21 protein-coding genes are annotated in these 26,448 nt (G+C 53.5%); 8 read left to right on the top strand and 13 right to left on the bottom strand.

What is annotated here, in order from left to right; genetic code table 11:
- Positions 1-36: 36 nt before the first annotated feature.
- The 4 genes from ACYAR8_RS18195 to ACYAR8_RS18180 form a co-directional block, all read right to left on the bottom strand.
- Positions 37-678, bottom strand: coding sequence for an HAD family hydrolase (locus ACYAR8_RS18195; RefSeq protein WP_463580628.1), 642 nt, complete (start codon positions 676-678; stop codon positions 37-39).
- A 60-nt stretch (positions 679-738) separates the two neighbouring features.
- On the bottom strand, positions 739-1,128 hold the full coding sequence (locus tag ACYAR8_RS18190; RefSeq protein WP_463580627.1) for a DUF6957 family protein: 390 nt from the start codon (positions 1,126-1,128) through the stop codon (positions 739-741).
- 406 nt (positions 1,129-1,534) lie between these two features.
- A complete protein-coding gene (locus tag ACYAR8_RS18185) occupies positions 1,535-1,789 on the bottom strand; it encodes a hypothetical protein (RefSeq protein WP_463580626.1) in 255 nt (84 codons plus the stop codon).
- 106 nt (positions 1,790-1,895) lie between these two features.
- Entirely contained in the window at positions 1,896-2,627 is a 732-nt protein-coding gene (locus tag ACYAR8_RS18180) for a metallophosphoesterase (RefSeq protein WP_463580696.1), read from the bottom strand.
- Between the two features lie 281 nt (positions 2,628-2,908).
- On the opposite strand from ACYAR8_RS18180, the gene ACYAR8_RS18175 reads away from it, so the two are divergent.
- Complete coding sequence (locus ACYAR8_RS18175) at positions 2,909-3,364, top strand: helix-turn-helix domain-containing protein (RefSeq protein ID WP_463580625.1); 456 nt, start codon at positions 2,909-2,911, stop codon at positions 3,362-3,364.
- A 321-nt stretch (positions 3,365-3,685) separates the two neighbouring features.
- On the opposite strand, the gene ACYAR8_RS18170 is transcribed toward ACYAR8_RS18175, so the two are convergent.
- Positions 3,686-4,198, bottom strand: coding sequence for a hypothetical protein (locus tag ACYAR8_RS18170; RefSeq protein ID WP_463580624.1), 513 nt, complete (start codon positions 4,196-4,198; stop codon positions 3,686-3,688).
- A 233-nt stretch (positions 4,199-4,431) separates the two neighbouring features.
- Here ACYAR8_RS18170 and ACYAR8_RS18165 point away from each other — a divergent pair, with 233 nt between their 5' ends.
- Positions 4,432-4,884, top strand: coding sequence for a helix-turn-helix domain-containing protein (locus ACYAR8_RS18165; protein WP_463580623.1), 453 nt, complete (start codon positions 4,432-4,434; stop codon positions 4,882-4,884).
- 349 nt (positions 4,885-5,233) lie between these two features.
- Here the strand turns inward: ACYAR8_RS18165 and ACYAR8_RS18160 are convergent, their stop codons facing one another.
- A complete protein-coding gene (locus ACYAR8_RS18160) occupies positions 5,234-6,223 on the bottom strand; it encodes a toll/interleukin-1 receptor domain-containing protein (RefSeq protein ID WP_463580622.1) in 990 nt (329 codons plus the stop codon).
- 253 nt (positions 6,224-6,476) lie between these two features.
- Between ACYAR8_RS18160 and ACYAR8_RS18155 the strand changes: the two genes are divergently transcribed.
- From ACYAR8_RS18155 to ACYAR8_RS18145, 3 genes are all read left to right on the top strand, one after another.
- A complete protein-coding gene (locus ACYAR8_RS18155; RefSeq protein ID WP_463580621.1) occupies positions 6,477-8,030 on the top strand; it encodes a TIGR04141 family sporadically distributed protein in 1,554 nt (517 codons plus the stop codon).
- Between the two features lie 475 nt (positions 8,031-8,505).
- Positions 8,506-9,072 (top strand): SLATT domain-containing protein, encoded by a 567-nt coding sequence (locus tag ACYAR8_RS18150; RefSeq protein WP_463580620.1) that lies wholly within the window; start codon positions 8,506-8,508, stop codon positions 9,070-9,072.
- The gene (locus ACYAR8_RS18145) at positions 9,069-10,433 is read left to right on the top strand and encodes a reverse transcriptase domain-containing protein (RefSeq protein ID WP_463580619.1); all 1,365 of its coding nucleotides are present in this window, start codon (positions 9,069-9,071) and stop codon (positions 10,431-10,433) included. The genes ACYAR8_RS18150 and ACYAR8_RS18145 overlap by 4 nt, the downstream gene beginning before the upstream one ends.
- A gap of 64 nt (positions 10,434-10,497) precedes the next feature.
- Here the strand turns inward: ACYAR8_RS18145 and ACYAR8_RS18140 are convergent, their stop codons facing one another.
- The 4 genes from ACYAR8_RS18140 to ACYAR8_RS18125 all read right to left on the bottom strand — a co-directional run bounded on the left by ACYAR8_RS18140 (position 10,498) and on the right by ACYAR8_RS18125 (position 18,955).
- Positions 10,498-13,119, bottom strand: a complete 2,622-nt coding sequence (locus ACYAR8_RS18140; RefSeq protein ID WP_463580618.1) for a UvrD-helicase domain-containing protein — start codon at positions 13,117-13,119, stop codon at positions 10,498-10,500.
- Between the two features lie 888 nt (positions 13,120-14,007).
- Positions 14,008-15,213, bottom strand: coding sequence for a hypothetical protein (locus tag ACYAR8_RS18135; protein ID WP_463580617.1), 1,206 nt, complete (start codon positions 15,211-15,213; stop codon positions 14,008-14,010).
- Positions 15,214-15,592: 379 nt separating this feature from the next.
- On the bottom strand, positions 15,593-16,402 hold the full coding sequence (locus ACYAR8_RS18130) for a hypothetical protein (protein ID WP_463580616.1): 810 nt from the start codon (positions 16,400-16,402) through the stop codon (positions 15,593-15,595).
- A gap of 192 nt (positions 16,403-16,594) precedes the next feature.
- Positions 16,595-18,955 (bottom strand): hypothetical protein, encoded by a 2,361-nt coding sequence (locus ACYAR8_RS18125; protein WP_463580615.1) that lies wholly within the window; start codon positions 18,953-18,955, stop codon positions 16,595-16,597.
- Positions 18,956-19,248: 293 nt separating this feature from the next.
- On the opposite strand from ACYAR8_RS18125, the gene ACYAR8_RS18120 reads away from it, so the two are divergent.
- On the top strand, positions 19,249-19,752 hold the full coding sequence (locus ACYAR8_RS18120) for a ProQ/FinO family protein (protein ID WP_463580614.1): 504 nt from the start codon (positions 19,249-19,251) through the stop codon (positions 19,750-19,752).
- 54 nt (positions 19,753-19,806) lie between these two features.
- Here the strand turns inward: ACYAR8_RS18120 and ACYAR8_RS18115 are convergent, their stop codons facing one another.
- Positions 19,807-20,319 carry a hypothetical protein gene (locus ACYAR8_RS18115; protein WP_463580613.1) on the bottom strand — a complete coding sequence of 171 codons (513 nt, stop codon included), beginning with the start codon at positions 20,317-20,319 and terminating at the stop codon, positions 19,807-19,809.
- 423 nt (positions 20,320-20,742) lie between these two features.
- Here ACYAR8_RS18115 and ACYAR8_RS18110 point away from each other — a divergent pair, with 423 nt between their 5' ends.
- A complete protein-coding gene (locus ACYAR8_RS18110) occupies positions 20,743-21,420 on the top strand; it encodes a hypothetical protein (RefSeq protein WP_463580612.1) in 678 nt (225 codons plus the stop codon).
- 223 nt (positions 21,421-21,643) lie between these two features.
- On the top strand, positions 21,644-22,552 hold the full coding sequence (locus tag ACYAR8_RS18105) for a restriction endonuclease (RefSeq protein WP_463580611.1): 909 nt from the start codon (positions 21,644-21,646) through the stop codon (positions 22,550-22,552).
- Between the two features lie 271 nt (positions 22,553-22,823).
- On the opposite strand, the gene ACYAR8_RS18100 is transcribed toward ACYAR8_RS18105, so the two are convergent.
- Together ACYAR8_RS18100 and ACYAR8_RS18095 are read right to left on the bottom strand one after the other, a co-directional pair.
- The gene (locus ACYAR8_RS18100) at positions 22,824-24,092 is read right to left on the bottom strand and encodes a hypothetical protein (protein ID WP_463580610.1); all 1,269 of its coding nucleotides are present in this window, start codon (positions 24,090-24,092) and stop codon (positions 22,824-22,826) included.
- Between the two features lie 605 nt (positions 24,093-24,697).
- Complete coding sequence (locus ACYAR8_RS18095) at positions 24,698-26,200, bottom strand: hypothetical protein (RefSeq protein WP_463580609.1); 1,503 nt, start codon at positions 26,198-26,200, stop codon at positions 24,698-24,700.
- Between the last annotated feature and the right edge of the window lie 248 nt (positions 26,201-26,448).

The raw sequence follows: 26,448 nt of genomic DNA, 5'->3' as shown, positions 1-26,448 counted from the left end.
AAAAGCTCAATCCGGTGCAGACAGCGGCTCATGAAGCTATATTTCGCCCTCACGGCCTATTACTAGCTCGGCAAATTGCAGGAGATTATTGACAGCCCCCCGACCTTTACGGTCAAGGCGTAGCCCGATCATCCCGACCAACCTCGGCCCATCCTGGTCACATCTCTTTGAATCACCAATCATCACTACCCGCCCCCGCTCACCGCCAAATACATGCCCTGGCTCGACGTCCATTTGGCTGCAAATCGATCGGTAAATTGAGGGTTCGGGCTTCATAACGCCAAGTTCGAAGCTGAACGCGTACCCGTCCATTTCCGGAAACAGGCGCCTGACTACAGGCCCGTAAGGCGCGCCTAAATTTGAACAGATACCGAGCCTCAACCCCGCGTCTCGTAGACGTGACACTGCCTCAACAGCGTCGGAATAGGCCTCAATTGACGCAAGCTCCTGCTCCATTGCCCGATTCATTTTCCCCCTCTGCTGCAGGGTTAGCTCAATGCCTAGAAATGATGCCATCTCGTCGAATGGCAGGTTTGTCGTCATTACAGAACCAATGCTTTTTGAGCCTAAAACAACCCCTTGTCGACGGCCCTCCCTGAGTAGCTCCCGGTAAGGGTTAGTCGGGCGATTGATGCGAAGGATTGTCCCGAATGCATCGAGCACCACTGCAGCAATCATTTAATTAGCTCCTTGTGAGCAATCCCGACCAGAATCATCACCCTTGCCCTCCGCTACGCTTCAAAACAATCGCACAACAGCTGACAAAGACATGGACGTCCGGCGCCCATTCCCGAGCAAGACATAAAGCTTGTTTTCAGTTTGGAAAAACATGTCGTCAGTAAAACTGATCATCGGCGTCGTACGAAACCAATGCGACGAGGTCGTAGTGGAGCTGTCGTACACCGTATCGAAAACCAGCAGCATGGTCGGCTTCTTCCCTTCAGCCGCCAGCTCTTCTACAACAAGATCAGGCGCATTAAGGTCAAGCCACACCCACTCCCTTGGGATGCAGAAGCTTCGGCCTGGAAATCGCTCTTGGGTAATCCTAATTGCCTCATCCAGCTCAATTCGGCCTGCTGCAATGAATGTGCTTGGGCCGATCATTTGGCCTATATCAAAACCCTCCATCGTCGCTCCTATTTTCATTTAGCCTTTTCGGGACGCTCGCTATGCTCTTCAGCGGGCGAGATCATCACGCGTACCTGTCCCTCCCGCTACGTGCGTTTCAGTGCACAATGCCGTTAACCACCGTGCCCGGAATCAGAAGGCTGCCAACTGCAAAACAGGGTTCGCCTTCGTCCTCAATCAGCAGGTAATGACTGCCGGAGAAAGTAATCACAATCGTCCAGCCCTGCTGCTCCTTAACCCTCCTGATTCGGGATGTTCGGATCAAACGTCCATTTTGAAATCTGCCACTGTGATCCACGTACACCCTCCCAACCAAGCACGGGTAGTCGACCTCAGGCCTTCGCAGAAAAGCACTGACAGGGCTTCGAATTTGATAGCTGCCGCAACGAGAACTTTCGCTGGCCAATCAACTGTCGTAGCCATGGGTTCGCCCCCCTACTCCCTGCTCGGTCACGACGACGTAGTGATCCTTGCCGTCGACGGTCTGGAGCAATATGTGGCTTCCTCGAGCAGCAATCTGACGTACCGAGCGAGTTGCTACTGTCATGCCGTCTAACAATGTTCCCGATTGATCACAGAAGACGGTTGCCGCGTACCGATTGCCGATGCGGGCCGCATTCACCAGGTAGGCATCCACTAGGACACCCCAGTCATGGGCCATCGCTTGGATAACCTCCTTTGGCAAGTCGGACGTGTTCGGCGGTTCGGATCGTAAAGGTGCACCGCCGGCAGCTGCCGTTAAGTTTGATTTCAAATGCAAGCGCTCCTTAGATCTCTATTTCAAGCAAGGGACGGAAGCCCGTTGACTCACCGGGATATCCGCGCGGGTTAGAGATAATTCGGCAGCCTCCCAGCTCGATGTCGACCGCTTCGTGCGTGTGTCCAAACACCCAGAGATCCGCATGTTCTATGAGGTGAGGCCAGTCGTTAGTGTACGCCGCAGTAAGATGCCCCTCATGTGTAGATCCGCTCACAGCTGGACATGGAGCATGGTGGGTAACGACGATTGTTTTGCCGTTGAATGACTTGTTGAGCTCATCGGTTAGCCATTTTTTTGCCCGGTGGTTGCGGGAGATCAGGTCGTCCGGGCGAAGACGTCGAAAGTTTTCGACGCGAATGTATTTAAAGTCGTTCATAGATGCCCTAGCCAAGCTGGAGGCCGCCATTTGGTCGCCGCTTGATGAAAAGTCTGTCCATCCAGTGGTACCTAAAATTCTGACGTTGCCATGCACCAGGGTTTCATTTTCGAGCACGTGCACATGGCCGGCCGCTGCATCTTTCATCTTTTCGAGCGTCCGATCGATGTGGCCGTCGTAATACTCATGATTACCGCACACGTATGCGACCGGGCAGGCGAAAGTCTCATTGGCCCACTTCACCCCCCTCGCCCTCTTGTCGATGTCACCGGCTAAAATCACGAGGTCGACCGCTGGCTCGATCGCGGGAGGGTCAAAGCGGGCGAACTCATGGTGCAGGTCTGAATAGATCCTCAGCTTCATCAGCGTTCCCAATGTCGATTGATACGTCTGCAATCCCGCTTGAGCTAGGACACAGATGTTCATGTGCCCTGCCAGAAGACATGCTTAAATTCGATTTACCAGATAATTGATATTTGACCATCCGGTCTCAGCCATTGCCTCCGCGCCCCATCCGGAGCTGGGGCGGCATCGGGGCAGCTCTTGGCGGAAGCCCCCTACCGTCATGCCCGTTAAAATCAATATATAGATTTGAGTGGGCATTGGCAAACCCGGCATATCATTGCGTTTGCACGAGAACACTGATGATGTCGCTACGCCAAGCGTTCGCAGCAGCGATGAAGCTCCTTAGAGAGCACCACAAGCTCTTGCAGCAAGAAGTGTCTACCGAGCTCAGCCAGGCCCGAATTAGTCAGCTGGAATCTGGCCAGAACAGCCCAACATTAGAGACAACCCAGCGGGTTGCCGAGGCCCTGCGGCTGACTACGACGTCGTTCGTGGCCACTGTTGTCGCGGTGCAGGAAAAGATCACACCCCGTCAGGTTCTCAACGAAGCCCTCAGAGAACTTGAGTCTCTCGGGCTGCTTGACGTGGACATTTCTCAATTCTCCCCCAAGTCAACTCATCCGGTTTCACAAAAGTCAGCCAACACGCGTGCGGAGGTGCAGAAGCTCAAAGCTGCAGGGCATAGGCATGTAGATGTTGTGAGAATGCTGGGCATCGGGAAATCTACGGTGACGCGGTACTGGCGAGAGGATTGAGTGTGGGTAGGTATCAGACGCTGACTTCGAATTGGCAGAGGAGCCTTGGTGCGGGGCACGGGCTATCAGGGCAACCTTCATGCAAATCAATCGTTAAAGAAGGACATCACAGCGCCTTTCATAACCCAACCGCTCAGCGTCGAATAGGCACCTTCAGTTCTCTCAGAAGGTGGCAAGCAACCAGACTCATGCAGCCAATCCAAAGGCACGAATGCCCCCCTCAATAGTAAGATGCCCAAGTCGACCTAAGCTTTTTCTGACCCTACCCGCGGCAAAATCGTATGTATCGTCGGGCACTGCCAGTGAATGTGCCGACCAGCCCTACCGCGCCCAGCCCTCGCCCACCTGAACACCATGAAGCGAGAGGTCTTGCAGCAACTGCTTCCGGCTCAAACTTGCCGGAATCTTGAAAATATTTCTATAGGCAAAATACAGACCCATGGGAATGATCGCCAGTCCGATACCAAAGGTGGCAATACCAGCGATAAAACCAGACGGGATGGCTAGAACCCCATACATGATTCCGGCCACAAATCCGGATCTTGCAAGGTCGCGGACTTCATCAAGGTCGTATTCGACCGTCCCGTCTTTGGTTTCAAAAGCAACCACCACGACTGCGGATTTACCGATGTGTTTGATAAACCAAGTTCTTGGCACATCCTGAGTCATCGCCCCTTTGCGTTCTAGGTATCTCGGCACGATCAGGTCTTTGTAATAGAAGATTCTGCCAGCCTGATCTAAGAGCCTAACTTTTTTGTAGAGAGTCGCAGCGGCTTGAGAAGCGTGAGAATCATAATTCTTGATCGTTACCGTGATTTTTTTCAGATCTGACATCTGGCCTTCCTTAGTGCCTAGGCTGGTGTGCTGTGAGTTGCTATACGTGGCGTGAACCCTTCAGCCTTGAGAGATCCCGGGCGTGATCTCGCCGGAGGTCTTGAGTCGAAGGTCTTGTCCTCTTAATGGGCACGACTAGCCGTACCAATAATGGCAATGCCCAATCAGGTCGATATATAGATTTGTTTGGTCGCAGGCAAACGCGGCATACCGTCAGCTTTTGAGACGGCAGAATGTCGATACAGGAAGGCTTTGCGGCGGCGCTGCGGTGGATACGGGTTACAAAAGGGCTTAGCCAGAAAGACGTGAGCGGCGCTGTGGCTGCGTCCCATGTCAGTCAACTCGAAGCGTCTAAGACAAGTCCTACCATTAAGGTCGCCGGCGATCTGGCCTTGGCGCTTGGTTTGTCGCCTTCCGCGCTGCTGGCTGCTGCCGCAGCGTCTGACTCGGGCGCTACGCCTAGAGCTGTCCTGACGCAGGCAATTGACGAGTTAGAGCGTCTTGGGCTGATCGATACGGTTCCGCCAGCATCGGCGCAAGGTACCGATAGCCCTCACCCGACTAGTGCCCGGGCTGCTTTTACGCGCACCCAAGTCCAGGAACTTAAGGCCAAGGGGTTGAGCCAGGTGGAGGTTGCTAGGGATCTGGGTATTCCAAGATCGACGGTTCAGCGGCACTGGCGCTAAAGTCGTGCTTAGCACTATGAGCAAGCCAAGTCACCGTTCATAGCTCAGTTAAGCGCATATCGTAGCTTTGCTACGCGGCATGGCTTAAGGCTTGAGTCAGAGAGAGGCGTATTTGGCATGGCGGGTATCAACTCCTGCATTCAGCCAAGCTTGAAACAGCCCTAGGTCTCAGACATCTGCATAGATGTGTCAATGGAGAGTCCATAGTGAGCCTGGTGGCTGAACCGTTACAGCTAGCGCTTGGTAAAAAGACGCGGGGATATGCCATTCGCCGGCCTTTCGGGCCGGGAGCGGAGCTGCTGACATTGCTGCCACAAGCTGAACGCCCGCCTTCGTCCCCAGAGGTCGGCTAACGCTGCAGCCGTTCCAAGAGACGTTCCCAGAACATTTCTGCGGCCCCTTCCTGGCTCAATTTACTTGTGCGGCCTGTGAACGCTGAGCTCATCAATGTCTTGAAAAAGACTGCTTGGTCGTCAGCATCCACCGAGAGAATCTCGTTATAGCTATTTCCTGTCAGCTGGCCCGAATATGTAATGCTGTTTCGATCGTAGTTTTCGCCAATAGCGATCGCGCACTCTACAATGGCCTTCCCATCACGGTAGATGGATGCGGTGAACCGCACATCACTGACTTTCCGCAGTGTCCCCTGGATGCCCGGGTTACGTGCTTGGAGCTCCGCGAGGGAATTCTCAAAAAAACGCTGGATGTAATCAAAGCTCCCATGCGCGAACTGGTCTTTATCGAAATCAGTAAAGCTCTTGCGAAGCCTCAGATTGCTAGAGCGCGGTGCCGACATCGCTGCGGTGGCCGAAGTAACTAGGGACGGCTGTGCTGCTGATCCCGGTCTAGCTAGCGGGCTAGATTTCTCTGATCCAGCCTGGAGAAGCGCGCGTATATGCCGAACCACATCAGTGTAGGCCTCGTCAGGGTTAGTCCAGCTCGTGATCGGCTTTGCATCCCTGGGGATGGCCAGCAGTCCACCCAATGGGCTATGGCTCCAATCACAGGCTCTCAAAATTATTGGCACGACTTTGCACTCCCCACTAGCCTGGCGTTCAAGCGCCCGCTTCATTTCGATGGAGTAGCAATAATGAGAGCTCAGGAAGCTCGCGCTCACCAGTAGCAAGATGACTTCCGCAGTGTTGATCTGGGCGTCTATCGTAGCGCTGAGATCCTCGCCAGGAAGAATCCTGCGATCGTGCCAGGACTCCACGTAGCCCTCATGCTTGAGGGACGCCAAGTGCTTTTCCAACTGGTCTCGTAGCAGCTCATCCTCATGGCTGTACGAAAAAAAGACCCGTGCCATACCCGCCCCTTTAGTGAAGTTATTATTGGACATTAGCATGTCCCTTCGGCCCTAGGGAGATGGGGCAACCGCACACCAACAAGCGCCATCGACAATGTGCGGATCCATGCGTTCTGCTCGCGCTCCAAGACAAAGCTCGCCGCTCACGCTTGAAATCACGGATAGAAGAAAAACTCGTTTATCACCATACCTTCCCAGTTTGCTCAGCTAATCTCCAGGCCAGTCGGCTGGATGCCCAAATGGCCAGTATCGATTTTGTGTAAGTGCGATCAGTTAGGGAGGACTTATGAAGATCACTATCAACGTTTTTTTGCTAAAAGCAGGACGAACAGTTCTTGATGCTCTGTCAGATGACGTCACTTTGCAACCCATCTCATTTTCTTTGAATGGGATAGACTGTCTTTTCTACCATGAAACGAATCCATCACATCCTAAATGGACTCAGCTGTTCAATAACGTTGAGGAAGTGGCGCAACTGGATTTAAGGGGGAGGTCATTAAAAGCCCTATTAGTGATGGCGGTTCAAGGCCGGATATTCTGCTTCACATTTGGCCATGCCCGGCACCTGATTGATGGGCTTGGGATTGAGCGCTACTTCGGCCTACGAACAGCGCTGAGCCTCACTGATCCTCTGCTTATCAAGTCGCTTGAAAAATCTAATATTGACCGGACTCCTTTGCGTTCCAAGGCACAATCTTCCAAGCGTCTGTCCATTTCAGAGTTCGAGTTCAAGTTCGACTCAGAGATTCTGAAATCCCTTACAGGGATCGTCCAAAACTATCAAGACGATGGCGACTACGTCAGCGGTTCTGACTCTCTGGCTCTTCACTCGGATGTCACTTTGGAGGAATTCCCAGAGATCGCTGCTCGCCTATTGAACGCCTACGGGGACGAAACATGCAAAGAGAGATACCCGTGGATGGATTTCATCGTCCCTGTGCGAGATGCAACCCTTGTGGGGCAGCTCGATGATCAGCTCGTAACTGCTGTGAACGCAAATGACTTCGAACGAGTGAGGGCAGCGCCGCCCATAATGCTGCCTGATGACGTAAGCGGCTTCGGATATCGCAAGCACAATTCTCGGTCGATGAATGGCCCAGCAATTGCCTTTGACCTAGATCTCCAGCAAGCCTTACAGGCCAAGCAAATGGTAGGTCAGATCACTCTCCAATCACTGAACTCCGAACGCATCTACTTGTACGGTGCGGACGAGCAAAAAATTGCGGTATGGCCAATGTATAGCTGTCTAGAGGCGGAGATTGAGTTGGACAACAAGATCTACCTGCTCAGCGAGGGGGATTGGTATCAGATTGACCGCGACTACACCGAGGGAGTGAACCGATACTTCGCTTCGGCCATTCCGTCCGACTTGCAATTTCCGGTATATGGAACCGACCATGAGGGCCCGTACCTGCGTCGGGTCGCTGACAACATTAATTTTTTTCTGCTGGATCAAAAATTAGTTCGGTTGAGCGGCGCTTCTAGTCCATTTGAGTTCTGTGACCTGCTCACTCCAGACAACCACATCATCCATGTCAAAAAATATTCGTCTTCCAGCGTTCTGAGTCATCTTTTCTCACAAGCGTACGTTTCTGCCGAGGCGCTCATCAATGACCCCGACGTGACAGTGCAGGTCAATGCCCATCTCGCCCTGCTTGGGGAGTTTCAGTTTGCGTTCAACTCTGCAGCCCAACCAAGAAATAAGATCGTATTTGCCATCATGCAAACAAACCGGGACTTGCACATGCCTTTCTTCTCGAAGGTGAATTTCAGGCAGTTCGCGCAGCGCCTGACCGCTATGGGGTACCAAGTTGAGGTATGTCGGATCGGCAGTCAGTAGGTAAACGTCGATGAAAACTGACGCACGCGTCGGGCTCTCCACGAGCTTATCCGCGCTATCAGGGCCGTTAAGCGGCCATAGCCGAATCGGCAGGGCCCTGCGATGGGAGGCGTAGCTAGTGTCATATCTCCATAGCAACGCTTAGCGCTCTACCGCATGGCCAAAACTCAAGATGTCTCAAGACATCCTGTCGAACCTCGGGGCGAAGGAGGTTCATGTAGCCGAGCAGCGTGAAACGCTGAGGCCATTCATAATGAGGCCGGCTGGAGTGTTCAAGCTCTGGGAGGCTTCCACTGCCTACTAATAGCACTGTAAAATCAGTCGAGAAGGGGTGGGTATTTCCTCTCGTGCGAACGAGGGCGGTTCTGATAATTAACAGCCTCGGCTGTTGGGCTTCGGCCCACTGATCCCTATGGGATGTTCAACGGTACTCAAATCCCCCCGCCTCTTCACCAAATTCTATGGAGAGATGTGCTTGAAAAAGGATAGCGTCTGGTTCACTTACAAGGCACGTATTCAGGCCCATAAGCGCCTGGAGTGGCTGGACTTTCACTCACAGCTCTTGCTGGTATGGTACGCGATCCTCAGCACGGCGTTGGGGGTGCTGACCATCAGACACAGCACGATCCTTGGCCCAGATACCGATGTCATGGCGACGATCCTTTCGGTTGCCCTGCTGGGAATTTCACTTGCGGTTGCGAACCGCGACTTTAGGGGCCGCGCGATGCTGATGCGCACTAACTATCTTGCGCTGCAGAAGCTTCATCGGGGACTGCCCGACGGCTCGCCCACCTCCCCACCCCATCCGCCAACACCCGAACAGATCAGCAGATATGACGAACTGCTCGCTGAATCTGAAAATCATCGGGAAATCGATGATCGAATCGCACGTGTTTTTGCGAACGGCCCCACTACTCGACCGCTCACAGGCTATGAGTATTTCTCCGCCGCGCTCTGGCTGACTATGCGATTTCTCATCACGACGCTGCTGTATGTTCTTCCCGTGCTGGCAGGCCTCTATGCCTTCTGGAAGCAGCCATGAGCGCGGCCAGAAGTTTTAAGAAAATCTTCACCCGAAAGCGTCTTCAGGAAATCTACACCGACAGGATCAAAAACTCCGGGGCTATCGGCCTCGACCGAGTGCGCCCGGCTAACCTCGATAAGCACTTGACCGCTGAGCTTGATCACATAATCAAGAAGGTTCACCGGGGGGAGTACAGTTTCACGGCATATAAGGAAAAACTGATCCTCAAAGGTGCCTCGTCCCCACCTCGACAGATATCCATTCCAACCGCCAGAGACAGAATCGTCCTGCGCGCGTTATGCAATTGCCTATCTGACGTTTTCCCCACGGCCAAACTCACCCTCCCTCAGATTGTAATCGAGTCCTTAAAAACTGCGCTCAGTTCGGGCTTGTATGCCGAATACGCCAAGATAGACCTTAAGAGCTTTTACCCATCCATTCCTCATCAACTGGTAGCAGCTGCAACGCGCAAAAAAATCCAGAAACCCGAATTCAGACAGCTGATTACCAACGCGCTCACAACACCCACCGTGTCCGAATCCAAGGGAAGTAAAGGGGCCGATCGTCCAAGCGTCGGTGTACCGCAAGGCCTCGCCATTTCAAATGTGCTGGCGGAGATTGCGCTGCAAGGCATTGATACCCTCTTCGGGTCTCGGACGGGAATTTGGTACAAGCGTTACGTTGACGACATCCTGATTTTGGGGGCGGCGGGCGTGGCCCGTTCTACGGCTAACGAGCTGATAGCAGAACTGAAAACCATGGGGCTCAATCCCCATGGTTTCGAAGCGGGATCGAAGTCCAAGGTAGAGAGTTTGACCGACCCCTTTAGCTTTCTCGGATACCAGATTCAGATCGGCGAAGTTCTCATTCGCCACGAGAGCATTCTCAGATTCGAGTCTTCGATCGCCAAAATCTTCACGGCGTACCGGCACAAACTTTTAACAGCACGACGTCCTGCTGATAAGGAGCGGGCCGTTGCCTATTGCCAATGGAAGCTGAATCTCAGGATCACAGGCTGCATATTCAAAGGCAAGCGCCTGGGATGGGCTGCCTACTTTTGCCAGATCACTACCACTTCTCAGCTGCGAGCCATCAATCACACGGTCAGGAAGCTTACAAATCGATTTTGCCCAAGCGGTGAGATCCACCCGAAGTCTCTGATCAAGACCTTCTACGAGCTGCAGCGGGGGATGAAAGCCAATAACGGCTACATCCCGAACCTTGATGCCCTCAAGGTCAGCCAGAAGCGCGAGATGCTTGCCATGTGGCTTGGCGATGACGCTCTCAAGCTGAGTGAAGCTGAGGTGGAGCGACGATTTGAAATCAAAGTCAGCAAGGCGGTGCGGGAGCTAGAAGAGGATATCGCTCAAACCTCCTGACCAGTCACCGCGCTTAATCCGTCCTGTAGGTTTCCGTGATGCTCACAGGGAGGTCAAACAGGGCTCAGCTAGCGCCCTTTCCGGCTTTGCGTTTGATTCCATCCGGTGTGGGAGCAGGGCGCGGGGTCACGACATTCCAGTAAGCCTCACGCCCCTTAATGTAACGACTCGCCTTCTCAGACGCAGGCACCTTTTCTTCCCAAGAAATATACCAATAGCAGTATGTGACGGCCCGAGTGATGGCGACGTAGGCTGTTCGCAGCGCCTCGTGTTGCTGCGCCTTATCGTAACCATATTCATCTCCTGGGCTTGCCATACCGGCTTGGCTATAGAAATCATTTTTGGAAGGGGATGAAGTGGTGACCTCACAATCCCCCAGTAAAAAGACTGCATCAGCCTGCAAGCCCTTCGAGGAATGGTAGGTCAAAAATTTGATGGCCTTGGCTCGCTTGTCTGTTCGGGCTCTCTCAAGAACCTCCCTGAGCTTTGTTTGGGCATCTGCCTTGGTATCGCGTTTGCGGTAAAGCACCAAGATCGAGCGCCCGCTGTCGTAATGGTGTTCGGCCATCTCGACAAGGTGTGCCCAATCCACTTCTCGAACCTCGACCGGCACTTGATTGCCGATAACACGTTTATTGACAGCAACACCGTGTTTGTTGTCAAAACCAGGCGTCTGGTTAACGATTGCTTCAGCCGCGTCCACCACCATTTGATGGGAGCGGTGGTTCTCTTGCATGAACACCTGTGTATGCTTCGGCGACTGAAATTCCTTGTCGAACTCCGTCAGAAAACGCGGAGAGCTCCCGCGCCATCCGTAGATGCTTTGCCAGTCGTCTCCCACTGCCATCAGTGATGCATAAGCGGGTGCGCCGAAAGTCTTAGCGGTAAGCCCGCGCCGCTCGATTTCGCGAAATGTCGCCCTCACCCACGAGATCGTGTTCGCCCCGACATCCTGAAACTCGTCAATGAGCAGCGTCGTCATCGGACGAAGTACGCTGTCTGGCACTGCCCGGAAATTTTTCTGACCACGTTCGCTAAACATTGCGAACATACTGTTGAACGTCATTACAGGTGGGCTCATCTCCAGCAGTCGATTGTTGAAAGTAGCCCAGTAAATGCTCATGGCGTAGAAAAATGGCGCATCGGGCTCACCCTCGTAAAAGGCCATGTTTTTCACTGCCTCGATGGCGTCCAACCCCAGGTTTTCGATGAAGGAGGCCGTGGAGAAAAAAGCCTCCAGAATGTAGCTGGAGCTGATCTCGCCCGTCACCTTGTACCGAAATTTCGGGCATCCATTCACACGACCTTTGAGCGCTGCAACCGACTGCGTGGCATCGACGTAGCTGTTCAAGTAGACAACCTTTGGACTGCAGAAGGCTTGAAACAGCGTCCGCTTATCACGCACATGTTTGCGCATGTACCAGCCATACTGGTGATCAAGCTTAAGTTCATCCGGCTCGGTGTCATCGACCCCAAGTATGACGTAGGTATCATACTCACGGATGTATCCGTTGACCTGGAAGTCTTTTCCAAGTAGCCGGAGGGTCTTCTGAGTCGGCTCTATTCCATCAATTGGCCAATGTCCGGCAGCTTGCCAAATACCTTCAAGCTGAGAACATAAGGCAGCATCAATGCTCGCCATTTGCCAAGCTTTATCCTGACGTTGCAGTACGTCAGGGTGATCTTTTTCCATCGAATCCAGTAGCAAGGAGCGTTGATAGAGCTCCCCGATCAACGCGCGAAAGGCTTGATCGGTTTCAAAAAGCTCTTGGTAAATAGTGTTCATCAGATCGAGCTGAATCTCACCCAATTTGACCTGCAACATTGATCCGTCACGCTCATCCTCATCCGGCTTGTTGTCCAAAAACTCGAAAGCCTTCACGTCACTCAAGCCATCGATGCTTTTGGCAAACGAAAGAATGCGAGAGTGGAATGTACGAACAATCTCCAGCGACTTTTTCTCGCTGACTTCATAACCCCAGAGGTCGAATACCTCGCGGACTTTCTTCGCGAAGTCCAGCTTTGATTCTTTCGTAAAGGTGACGACAGTCAGCCCCGACAAATCTATCTTTAAATAGTGATAGAGAACGATCAGCCGCAACACCATGGTGGTGGACTTCCCACTACCAGCGCCGGCAACAACGGAGGTGGTCGGAGTGGTGGACAAGATCATCTTCCACTGATCTTCAGACGGAGGTTGATCAGGAAGATAAAGCTTCACGTCCTGCCGGATCTCCTCTGCCATCTCTGGAGTAATCGCAAATCGCCAGTCCTTGAAAAGTGCAGGCGCCTTAACGCCCGGTGCAGCGGGAGTGGCGGCGGCACCAGGTCGCAATTCGACAATAAGCCTCCCCTCGTCCAAGCCTTGGGCATGCCCCTGAGTGAAGCCCTCCTTCAGACCTTCGCTTTTGCCCTCCAAGTGCCCAGCGCTTAGCCCTTCAGCCCTGCCAGACTCCAGCCCATGTTTCTGACCCAGACTCATCCCCTCTTCCGTACCGACCTTAAGCCCCGCTTTCCACGCAGAGGCCTGTTGAAAACCAACGAGGTCGAGGAAGCCATTAGCGAGAAAATTAAAAAGGCCGCGATTGACTGGCTGCAGGCTATGGGGAGATTTGCGCGTATCGTCGCCATTTGACCCGGCGATCTTTGGTTGCTGATGAATAGGTTTTTTTGGCGGCGAATCCACTAGAAAAAGGCTCCGTGCAGGCTTTGAGCGGGCCAGCCCCCCGGCGCCGCTGCTTCGAGAAAGGCCACAGACTAACATCATAAGGGCAGCGCAAAGGCTCCAAAGCAAGACATAGCGGACTGATCTGCAAAGATAACCTGGCTTTCAAGCCCATATGGGAGCCGGCAGTATTGACCACACCGGCGCGCACCAACATCAAGCAACTGGAGACGGATCAATGAGTTCGTATGGTGGGTACATCGAAAGGTTGGCCAGGAAAGTTCAGGCACGTTTGCAGGGCATAGAGGCGATCTACAATTTTGACCTCGATGATGAATTTGAGGCCGCGATTTGCGCATTGCTGGAGGATACGGCGACACATTAGCTCGAAATATATCTACAAAGACTCCGTCGCAAGCTTGTTGCCCTGGGCGGGGGGCTAAGAAACCACGGAGGTCTCAGGCCGCGAAAGCGGATAACCCAGCACCTGCTTGCCATGTACGTGGCGATGGCACGCCCTACCCCCTTTGTTCTGCTTGGCGATTAGCATAAGGACGCTGAGTAAGGGGGAGGCGTTTAATGCCAACTGCACAGGTCTACGTAAACGGAGTTGGAATATTGAGCATTTGTAGGCAGACAGGGCACCGTTCGATAGACACCAATTGAATTTAACCACAACGCTTTCAAAGAAAAGATTGGAGCGTAGTGGTGGGAAGCAACGGGGAATTAGATCCGACGAAGCACGGAATGCTGGAGCCGTAGGCGTCCGGCTAACATACATCCTCACCGCAACGCTCAGGGTAACGACACCCACCCAATTTGAGCTACACGCCTTTCCATTTGAGGTAATCTGGGGCGGGCCAGCTGCTACGAGGTGAGGGCGAAATCATCGCCCCGACCTTAGTATGCCTAGTACGAGTACTGGGCATCCAACAACATTTCGCAAATTGTACTGAGACGTTTGACATCTTTAAAGCGTTCTGCGGTGAGCAACTCGCCCAAAGCCCCACGTAAAAAGTGATTAACGATCAAATTCTCGCTCGACATTTCTTTGTCCCCACCGTGAACAATGGCAGATCTCATGCCGTAAACCTTTTTTGTAAGCTTGGCGATTTCTTTACGAGCTGAAGCATCCTTTGCCACGATGAACGCGAATAGGTCTGCCACATTTTGACCGATGCTTTTCTGGAAAAGTGCGCCGTCATCACGAGAGAATAGAATTTCCAAAGCGATGCAAGTGTAGAGAATGGAGTTGCGGATATCTCTAGTAGATGCCGACTCTCCTAAGGCTAGTGCGGCATTTAGGATTCGCGCTTCAAGATCGTTTAGTTTAGCTCCTGCGTGCTTGCGCTCGTAAAGCCCCCATAGCTTTCCGAGCACCTCTCTGGAGGTAAAAAATTCGTTGTTCACAGGAATTTTTTCGATGTGCACATTTTTTATATCTGCGGAGGAGATTCTTCCTTGCTCGTCCTGAACCTGGTACGAGTTAGTGCTTACATACATCCGCTCAGGCGACAAGTCCGGTTTCAGCGGAAGTCCCGTTTCAATAAGTATGCTTTTGTCTTGCTTGCCGGTAAGAAAAATTATTAGTTTCGAGAAGTTTAGAAAAGCATTCTCAGCTTTTTGGAAAGCAATTTCCTGATCGTAGACGTCCTTGACTGTCGTGCTAATGTACATGCCCGACTGGTTAGCCATGGGGATCTCTAGATCCTGAAGGAAACCAAAGCGGAAGCATGCGAGCTCGAATGATCTGATACCTTCATCAAGTCGTAACCCGGAGACAGGCACGCTTACCGTCATGGATGTCGACTTTTGATCTAGTAGCTCTTTGAAAAAACCCTCAGACGACCCCGGTATTTCACCCGATCGCTTCAAGCCCGGGAGGCGATCTTCGATAAATTTGTGAATAGTCTTTCGACTGAAACGACTTGCGATCTTCGAATTATCAGAGGCCAAGCTCTCCAAGGCGTTGTAGTAGGAAGCGCTGTCGGTGGCGACGACGGAAGTACCATCCGAAGCCCCCCATGATTTAAACGAAGCTTCGTTCACTAAGTCAGCAGAGTTTACAACTTTCAAAAGCTCCATTACGGCGGTCATTTTTTTTGAAAAGCTCAACGCGATACTCCCTTCCTGGTTGTCTTGTCAGGGCCATTCAGTTGACCCATTAGGAACGCGCCGCAACTTTAACACCTATCGTTACGGCTATCGATGTTAAGTATCCGGCGAACTCACGTGCCTGATTTAGGCTGGCACCCGACAGTGCGGCAGCAACGCCCTACTCAATGCCCTCGGCGTCGGCAGCCGCATCAGGAGATGTTCGAGAGATGCACAGAGACCATCCCCATTCATAAGCGCTGATTGGATCAGGCAGCATGACTGCAGACGTCCGTTTCTCGCTGCGTACCGACCTGGAAAACGATCAGTTCAAGCGACCTACCGGCCACAGCCGTATCTGTTTCTCATCTTGGTTGTTTCAGGATCTCACCGGCCATGTTCAGGCCTTTTTAGCCTGCCGTTGCCGCTGCCGAAAACGCTTGATGAAGTCGGCATCCACCATCTCGTCAGCAGCCAAATCCAGACCGCAGTTCACAAGCGATGCCAAAGCCCCATCCGAGAGTGCGAAGCTGTTGGGAATGAAGCCGCACTCCCTGACACGATTGTCGTCCAGCCGGGCGAGGAACGCTTTCACGAAATCTGAACGGCCCGATTTCCGGCTTTCAGTAGCAGCCTCGGTAGCCGGATCATTGGCAGTCACCTCAGCCATCTCCGCGTCCATACCGATGGCCTGAACCACCTCACTCAATGCCGGCCAGTATTTGAAATCATACTGGTAGCAGATTCGATCGAGGTCATCTTTCACGTAGCTTTGGAAGAGATCGTTGTGCTCCGATGCATCCTTGACGACATCTAGGATGTGGTAGTGGGCATTTGAGCTAAACCCGCAGTGGTTATGAAGCTCATCACGGCGATCCAGCAGTGCTGCCAACCGATCAGCGAGCTCGCTGATTCCACTGTTGATCCCTACGAGCTCTTCGCGGGCCTCACGAGCGGCTCGGTTCTTTTGAGGATTCCAGCCGTCAGCGGCATGCACGAAAACATCCCAGAACATGTAGAGAGCCCGAGGCTTCAGGGACAAGGAGGCATAGACTTCTTCATACACGTCTGCCAACTCGATACGGCGGTTGAGCATGCCGCCGATGATGTTGCTGATGTTTGGCCAGATGCAATTGGCCTGAAGATTTTCCATCATGCTGCGCAGCAGCGTCTCGGTCAGCTGAACAGCTTCGGTAGGGGTGTGGGACACTCGGGTATTCCTGTATGAATTGAGTGTCCCAAGGCTACCTTGTAAGGTCGGAGGACTCGGTACCTATTGAAAATTTTTCTCCAGTTCAATAGGTACTTGATGCAGCTTACGCTTCGGCAAGACCAGGGGCCGATATGATCCAGCCTGAGTACCGCCACTGAAGTGTGGACTCCGGACAGTAGCCTCATAGGATTACTTGCCCTTGCGGGGTATCTGAGACAGGACTTTGCCCATCTCGTCTAAAGACTCGACCAACGACTCCAGCATCTGACGACCTTGCATAACAGGCTCAGCTTTCTGATCAACGCCAACCAGATCGAATGCCTGTGCGAACGCGGACGACGGTAGATGAGCGTCTGCCTGCCGAAGCTCGTTGATACCTACCAGCACCTTGGTCAGCGCCCTCGCCTGCTCAAGGGTGCACCCCTTTTGCAACGCAGCCTCCAAGTGCTTAACCGAACCGGACTTCATGCCCTGGGGAGTGGGCGCAATCGCCGACAACGCTTCTCCGTCTAGAGACTCTACCGTCACCCTGGCAAGATCTTTGGCCAATTCGAGCACTCCGGCTTTCTCCAGAGCACGGAACCGATGAATCCGGCGAAAGATTTCATCCAGGGCGTGATGTGCCCCAAATAACTGATTCCCAGTTAACCTATGAAATGAAGCGTTGAGAGCCTCATACACCGGGCGCAGCTGCATTTCTGGAGCCTTGGTGGATGCTGGATTGGCATTGGCCTGCGAGGCGCGCAACTCCGCTGACAAACCACCATCCGGCACCAGATTTGCCCCAGCCCAGACACGCTGCTGCCAACTAGGAAGCAGCCCAATATCCTTGGCGTATACGTTGATCAGCCCCAGATCGTTCAAGCCAAAATGGACGCTGTGTTCGGCTGAAATGCCAATGCGACCGGTGTCTCGGGTATACCAGCTCAGTGAAGATCCGCGATAACTTCCAAGTAGAGCTGTAACATTTGGACGGAACCAGAGCCAGCGCCCAGAGTGCTCCAATTCATCGCCGCTCAAACGCTCCCCAGACCCATCGACCGCGAAATCCACTTTCGTAAGCGGCTGCTCTCCCTGTACCCGCTCGCTAACCCGCCCAGGCTCGACAACTTCGGTCTTCCAGAGATATCCATTCAGATCGTAGAGCTTCCTGCCTGTGTGCTGGATCGACCAACTCTTCGAAACAATGGACTCTTCGTCAGGCGGCCCCAGGACGGGTACTTCATCATCTTCGTCGATGTCCGTGCGAGAAACATGAAGCACCCCCATGGATGAGCCGAAGGGCTTTCCACCTTCGTGGATTGCGTGGTTCACGCCTTGCCACTTGTCCTCGCCTTGTAACTCTTCCACTACTGCCGAAGCCCATTTGATATGGGAAGCATCCGCCACAATCTGCCGGCGGCTCCGAAAGCTCGAAATCAGTAGATACAGCCCCCGAGCCTTGAGATAGTCACGAAGATGCTCAACACGCACATCCATCCTGATGGGGCTTCCATCCTCATCGCGCACCAGCCTCACAACCTCCTGAAAGCCTTCGGAGGGTCGTAACCAAACGTCACCTTGGCGCTGCAACCCTAAGGAAATGACAAAGTCTTGATGCAGATGCCACTCAGTAGGCGCAGCACTATCAAAGGTCTGCTCAATTACAAGCCCAGTGCCTACTGCGTTCCCACGATGGCTGCCCCAATCACCCGCTCGGTAGTAGGTGGTAATCTTCTCTGGCTCTACACGCTCGGCAGCCGGGATGGCAGCTTTGGGATTGGCAGGCTTCAGGCGTGCCTGAATACGTAAGGTTAGATCCAGATTCGTGAAAGGCACTCGTAGAGAAACTAGCTGCTTTCCCTGACCGACCTCAGAGTGTGTGAGGCTCCCTGAACTCTTGGCTAAATCTACATCTACTGATTCTTCCCGGTCTGGCCAGCTGTACTGCGTTACCTCGCCACCGGCAAAGGCGTTGCCGCCGATCTGATCCCAACCCACGTCGGCGACCTGCTGTCGGTGTCCAAGATCAAACATCACTGAGCCGACGCCATAGTACTCGTCGAGATAACCTTCCGCGCCAGACTCACCCTCCTTGCTGAGCACCGAGTTAGCACGAAGCGTGATCCAGGCTTTGTCTGTGACTGACGACTTTCGGATCTTGGTCATTTCAAACCAAGTCTGGGGCTTGCGCTCCGCTGTCTTTGGTATAACGCCCAGCTGCGCCCTGGCTACGGCTTGATCTTTCAACACCAAGACGACGGCTAGATCGCGCGCATGATCGATCGCGGCCAACGTCTCACGCAGCATTTGACGTGTTCGCTCCGTCGGAATCAGCTGATCGATTGCGTCGATAGGATAGAAGACTCCCGGATCATCAAAGCCGTTTGTATCGGAATGCCATAGGACGAAGCTTGGGCCCTGCGCAATAAGCTCCCCCGTGCGGCTGCGGTCTGACCAGACCGTACGCCAGTGATCCACAGTTGCGTCGACGATACCATCTTGGTCATCGAGCTCATGCCTATCTTCAGGGGCTTGAGCCGGTATCTCACTTCCTTGATGCTTTTCCATCAGGCCCTCTTTGATGCTTCGCCAACCAATAGGCGGGAATTAAAACACGAGCACCTAAGGGCCTTGTAGAGCGTTCTCGACTCCAAATGCTGAGCTGACGGGGAAATCACGTAGTGAGTAGCTTTGACTTGCTGCATCCTCACTCAACGCCATGAATGCCACCTGCTGAAATTTGCCGGTATCAGGCAAGGTGCTATGACTCATCAGCGGCGATTGCCCGGTTTAAGCTGCACCCATGCACGGCATGCCCTATCCTTTCACCTCGCCACCAACCTCCAAGCAGCGATTTGACGATGGGTTTTGAACAGCTAGCTGAACTACGCGATCGCCTGCGGGCTGAAAAAGAGCAGGCAAAACCCGACATTGCTCCACGCTCCAGTCGACAAGCCTCCACGCGGGCAAAGGCACGCAATGAAGAGCCAGCAGTGGATGCAATCCGGCCGCTGCAAAAGCATTTTCCGTTAGCGTTCCCTGTTAATCCCTCCCCTAAGGTTCCGCTCAAGGAAGGGATCCTTAAAAATGCTGAACAGCATCTGGAGCTACTAGGCATAACACACGAACAGCTCAAATTGGGCATTTCTACCTGGTGCCGAGGAGCTCGATGTTGGGCCAGCATGGTTAAGAATGCAGCGCGCTTAGATTTGAGCGGGCAAGCGGCCGGCGTTGTAACCGCCTCTCAAGCGGTGTATGCGCGGCCGCAAGCAGCGCGCCAACTTGGACAAGCTCGAAAAGCTAGCGCGAAGCAAAAAGTCCGCGCTACGGCCCCGCTGCCGCGACCCGAAAGGGTAAGCAAATAAACGCCTTGCCATGCCCTCCCCAGCTTTCTTGAACGCGTTAGGTCAAATAGCAACTCAAGAGTGGCGCAACGATCGTAGTTGATTCTGTCGGCGGGTGAACGGATAGGTAAAGACCAGAAATCCAACCATCCCGATCACATCAGCAACAAAATTCCCACAAGCCTGGGTAAATGGGATGCGATTGGTAATAGGGTCGATCCACATCTCGTTAGCCATCGAGGCTGCCAATATGAACAAAACACCCACCGAAGGCTTCCAGCTCACGCCCTCCCTGAAGTCACGTGCGATCGAGCTCCCCATGGCGCGGATCAACTCCAGCGGCCAGAAAAACCAGCACGTGGCCGAAAATCGAGCAACCGTCTGGGTCAAGGCTAGGCGCTTGATGTCCGAACGCTCGAACGAGAAATAACTCATGAAAAATGGAAAGGTAAACCCATACAACGCATGACAGAAGTTGTAGTTCCAGGCGATCACATCAAATACACGACCTTGGATTATGAGAAACGCAAAACTGATCACGACGCCAATAAGTAATGGGACGACAACACCACTTCTTTTCAACCGCATAGCTTTCTCCGTAAGACCGTCGTTGGCCTGTGCAGAAGGCTACACGCATGGAATAGTGAGGCAACTCAAAATGCCCTCTCGAAAATCTGCGGTTACGTCCAGCGCAGAATCTGTTCCGGCAGGGGTTAGCGGGATAGTCCTCAACGCAGGCTGAACCAAGATCGACCCGACGTCATCTCCAGTGAGCGGGTGCCCGTACTATCATGATTTTGGGCCATCAAGCTTTCAGTACCAGCAGCTCATTTCGCGAATGGAGAACACCACATGCAAACGGAATGTGAAGAAAACAGCCGTCGAGACGAGACTGAGCAGAGATCGGTTTGTCTTTTCATGATGTGGGAGCCACATCGGCAGTCACTGGTTGACTCTCATCTTTTCTAGGTAAGGCAGGCGGAGAAAAAACTACTGAGCCAGTTCGAAAATATGGAGGAGGAAGCGGAGCAGGCATCGGAGGATTGGCTCGCCAAGAGTGCTCATCGCTTCAACCCTGACAGAGATGATCCAGGATCGTTTGAGGAAGATGCATACCACGAGGGGGTGGGGTTCTACTTGCTGCTCAGCGAGCTACGCAATCAAACCATCCTCAGCCTGATCGCTGGCATCTTTCACGGTTGGGACAAAGAGCTGAGGTCATGGATCGCCAAAGAAGTACACCACTGGCATCTAGGAGACGCCGTCCCAGCGAAGATCTGGTCTGCAAACTTCGATCAGATCGTCGAGCTCGTCAGTGACTTCAGACTGTCACCGCCGGATGCTGAGTACCTGCGAATCCTCAGCGCTTGCCGCTACGTCGTTAACGTGTACAAGCACGGCAAGGGATCGTCTCTTCAAAAACTCAAAAAGAACCACCCGGAGTTTTTTCCAAGGCTTGACGATCAACACTTCCCACACGATTTAAACCTCGACCTCACCGACCACACCGACCTTGTGGTGACCGTAGAGCATTTCAGACGCTTCTCTGGAGCGATTGTGGACTTCTGGAACGGTATCCCTCACAAAGTCGGTGAGACCGACGTGGAGACCGTCCCCGATTGGCTTGGCGAAGCGATTGAAAGGGACAGAAAAGCCGAGCTCCAAAAAGCTGGAAAACTGAAGAAATGAGATCCCGCTGGGAAGCCGTCGATTAAGTATTGGAGGTTGGGCTTCATAACGAGGCATTGGATCAGAGTGAGAGTGTTGCCAGCTGCAAATGAGCCGAGCGTTACCCCCCAAAGAACTTGCGTGCTCCGAGACATCATGTCTCTGATACCTAATCAAGTCGCCATGTAGTAGCTCTCAAAGTTGAGACCTACACTAAGCACATCCTTCCAGGAGCAGATGCCCCGTGAGCTTTCCATCCGATATCAAGCAGGCCATGCGGCAATGCATTCTCAAGCTGCTCTGGCCCAAAGACGACATCGTTAGTTTCTTCGAAAGCAACAGCTGTACGAAAGCAGATATCAAGGCACTAGGGGACTACAAAGCTCAGGCGCGAGCCAACATCATCGATACGATGTTTTCCCACCTCGCGAGCAAATCCGACTCAGGCCTCGGCCAGTTCCGAGCCATGCTCCAATCACTCATCACCTGGCAACACTTCGATGACTACTACTTCGTCAAGCTGGCCAAGCTAAATCGCCTGGAGGCTGAAAGTGCTATCACCCACCTCAAACAGCTTCAGGAAATCCGAGACCACCGAATTCAGGAGCAGCGCAGAGAGCAAGAGCGCCGGGAGAGTGAAAATCGTACCACCAGCACCTCCCTGGTTGACCTCAAAGCACAATTCATAGCGTTGCTCCAGGGTAGTCTTACTGGAAGCAAAAGGGGTTACGCGTTGGAAGGTCTACTCCACGAGCTTGCGCGCCTCTCGGCCTTGGAGGTCACTGAAGCATTTCGGGAAAATGGGGAGCAGATCGATGGCGCCATCAAGTTCGACGGCGAGCACTATCTGATCGAAGCGAAATGGCAAGACAAGGCTGCAGCCAATGAACCTGTGTATCAGTTCGCGTCCAAGATCGAAGGCAAGATGTACGGCCGGGGCTTTTTTATCTCGATACATGGCTTTAGCGAGCATGTGTTGACCTCTCTCACAGCAGGGAAAGCGCTCAAAACCATTTTTGTAGATGGAGGCGATCTCATTCTCGTATTGGAAGGGCTGCTGAGCTTCACCCAGATGCTTGATCGCAAGGTGAAAGCAGCCCAAACCAGAGGACTGATCTACGTGGATGCCATCAGCGGAAAAGCAAAAGCTTAAAGTGACCGATGATGAGTAGTCGTAGGGACTCGCAGTATACGCGCCGCAATCGGCTCAATGAGCCAACTACACTAGACGATCGTGAAAATTCAATAAGCCGTCTCGCTAGGCTTTCAGGCACAGCTTCGAAAAAAGTGCCAGACAAGAGAGATTAAGGGATTTGCACGAAGGGATAGCTGGTTCAACCCCGATCCCAGACTCCAAACTGGCTGCACTGTGTTAATGAGCCTATGAGCCTTGGCTTTCACCCCATCCAGGATGGTGGCCGCTGCTATTTCAGGCCGTCCTGGTCGCCTGACGCACCCTCATCATTTTGGAGGTGCTGCACCTTGTCATTCGAAGCAACGGCAGTGTCGAATAGTGCTACCTTTTCGGAGATCGGTTGCCTTACGCGGGGAGACGTGTAGGAAATCTTTGGCACGGTGTCTGCCCCGCTGCCCTCAGACCTCCTGCGGTGGACTGTTATTGCCTTCTGAATTCGACGGGCGGGTATGGGAGACGCATGGGCAACCTTGTACGCAGCGATATCACAGCCCCAAAACTCTGAATACATGTAGTCATGTACCTGAAGGCGCCTCACGTGAGCTATTCGTGCAATTAGTCCGGATGCAATCAGCAGCTCACGCAACTTAACCTCTTTGGAGAAAGCTAGTGCGACGAGAAAAAAATAGGTGAATTCAATATGCGTCAGCTGGGAGCACACCAGCTCACTGTATCGTTCCAAGGAAACATGGCTCGGGCGGCTCTCTACAAGATGATTCAGGAGGACTGACAGTGTCTCCACCAACCTGGTTTGTCGATCGATCTCAACCGCAAGAATTTTAAAGTTTCTGAAGTACAAATAGTCTAGGAACTGAATATCGTCTGTAGTCAGCTCACGCTTTCGGTAACGCCCCTGGATGTCGTGCGGGATGTTATTCACCCGATCAGCCTTCACTGCAGACATGGCTCTGGAAATAGAGCCTTCCAATACGGATCTAGCCTTGAGCCCGCCTTTAACCGCCGACAATTCATTCAGTGTCTGCGTGTACAAACCTAACAACCGATGAAGAGTTTCTTCATAATGGCGTCGCTCTTCGCTTTCTCGCTGAACCTTGATCTCCGCCTCTTGGTGGGCGAGCTGGCGCTGCTGAAGAATTAGCGTGACCACAACGCCTCCGAAACCGAGGCCAGTGAAAAGTGAGTTGAGCACGCCAAAACTATCACCGAACTGTCCCCTCTCCTCGAAACTAGTACCTTTGATCGGAATCCAGCCCACATAGAAAGCGACAAAAATGAAGCCCGCCGAGATAATCGGAATGAGCCACCATGACGCCCTGAGCTTGCTGGCAAAACCCTGCCAGATTTTGTTCAGGCATGTGCTAACGACTAGTTTTGAGGAAGACATATGACGGGATGACCTCAGCAAATTTCGTGCAGTAAGCGGATATCGTGTCATCGATGATAGCCAATAGCCGCCCACGCCTGCTATCCCTTCGCCCGGATAGGTCAATGCTATCGGTAGTTCAACGGTGCGGCTTTCAAATTCGCGTGTATTCATAGACCCCCTGCTCGAGGTCGACGTTTGCTGTCGGAAATTCCGCTAAAGCAGGAGTTGAATGTTCTGGAAGCTCCGAGCGGCGGCGGAATGTGAGGAGTCGCCGCTGGAGTTCCAACACATGAGTTTCGCGATTATTGCAGACCATGCCTGCTGCTTGGGGGGTATTCAGATTCTGGGGAGGACGCTCGAAGAGTGCGGCATGAACATATCGATATTGGTCGCCTGACGGGGATTTATGATGTTCGGTGACAGAACATCGTGAAGCTCAAACCTACAGCAGAACGCTTTAGCAACTACCCGCTAACGATGGCTGGAACTTAACATGTACCGTTCGTCTGGAAGGTGATGGACTAGAGGCTAGCGAAAAGTCAACGTTGACAGGATTCTGGGGGCGGATTTTGTGGCCAAAAAAGGGCTGGGAGTGGCGGTTTTACTGGGTTAAGAGGCGAGTCATAGAAGCATGTCAACGTTCATTACCCTTGGATAAGTATATTGTTATTCATCGAACACCCCTTCCATGCGCAAGGCGCAGGGTCATTGAGAAAGAGCCCCGTCGACCGCCCGAGGCTCGGCGCATCACGTCGCGTCAGTTCACCGTGCAGCCTTCAGCGCCCCGAAATCAGTTCCGTGGTCCGGGCGCCGGTGAGCGGATCGACCGTCGCCACCCGCCGTTTGTCGGGGTCGCTGGCGCGTACCCGGGCGATGATCGAACGGTCGTCGTTGAAGTCCACGTGGCGCTTGGCGTACAGCGATTGCAGTCCCTTCAGACTGAGGCCGCTGACTTCCACCAGCCAGTGCGGCACCAAGTCCGGGACGATCTCACCGGCGAGGGTTTTGTGCAGATCGCTGAGCCCCACCAGCATCCCGGGGTGATAGCGACGCAGGAAATCCTCGAGCCGCGCGCCGGCGTCGACAAAGGGTGAGAACAGCAGGCACACCCATTGGGTCTCGCCCAGGCCAAAAGCCTCCTGACCGTAGCCTTCGGCAAGCTGACGGCGATCGTCAATTTTTTCCGGACTGTCGTAGGCGGCCAGCGCCTGGGCGATCAATCGCGCAGGCATGCGTTTGCGGCGCATCATGGCCCCCGCCAGTTCCAGGTACTCGGCGATGCCTTCGCCGTACGTACGCCCCTCGATGAATTCGGCCTTGAGCCCGCGCAGGTGGGCCATCAGCAGCGGGTTGGCGCAGTCGGACTCACTGAAGCTGAACGCCAAATCATCAAAGCGGAAGCCCAGAAAGTCAGTGAGCAGCCCCCAGTGTTCCTCGGTGCGAAAGCCGATGAGGTCCGCAGCGGTCAGCAGGGTCGGGGCGATGGTTCGGTTCAGGTAGACCGGTGGCCGGCTGTAGCCTGACGCTTCGGCTGACTCGCCGTATAGCTCCTCGTAGTAGGCGCGCCCGACCCTGTCGATAACGCTCATTGCTCCGCTGAAACCCAAGGTGTGCCAGGGCTCGACTTTCTGCCCGCCATGGCGTGCCAGACGCATGATCCACGTTGCGTATTGCTTCTGCTCCTTGAGGGAGTCGCCGCTGATCACCGCGTTGACGCCGTCACCCCAGCTGGCCGCGCGGACCATGAAATCCGCCATGCCCAGATAACAGCTGTTGCAGAAGGTGGTCCGCGCATCACCTGCCGTCAGGTGCCCGCCCAGCAGCAGGTCGGAGCGATTCTGCTCACGACCCGCCGTCGAAAAGGGCAAGTCGGGCTCGAAGATCTGCACGTACTGATGATCGATCACCAGCAGCTCGACCCTCGGGTCGTCGTGTAGAAACAGCGCTGAATAACAGCGGTCGATGTTGCCCATCACCGCCGAGGTAATGCCCGCATGGCGCATGTTGGCCACCCGCAGCCTGAACGTTGCCGGCCCCCGTGCGGCGATGCTCAGTTGCGCGGCGCGCAACATGGCCACGGTATAGGCGCTGTCCTTGCCACCGCTGAAGGCCACCAGCACTTTATAACCGCCGATCCTGTCAATTCCGCCCGCAGCAACAATCAGACGCTGAATCAACAACTGCAGCGCTGTTCGCTCATTACGATTCAAATAACCCGAGAGGCGCTGCAGCACTTGCTGATAGACGTAATTCATGGCTTGTTCGTGCATTGAACTCATGGCTTCGATACCCGACTGATCAGCCTGGCAACACGGTGCGCTATAAGAAGTTTTATACCGAGGCATAGGGCAGGCCCGACACCCATGGGGGCGGCGGACCGATTGGCAGGCAAAGCAGAGGGCGGCAGGTCAACAAGCATCGACTCGTTCCTTGAGCATTTAATTATTGAAACTATTATCGACGCATACGGAACAATTACAAGCCAGTCATCACCGACGCGTAAATGTTCTGTTTTCGACAAATTCAA

This window comes from Pseudomonas sp. HP_01, assembly GCF_055284355.1.
Note: the sequence above shows the minus strand (reverse complement) of the source record. Positions and strands in the feature narration are given on the sequence as shown.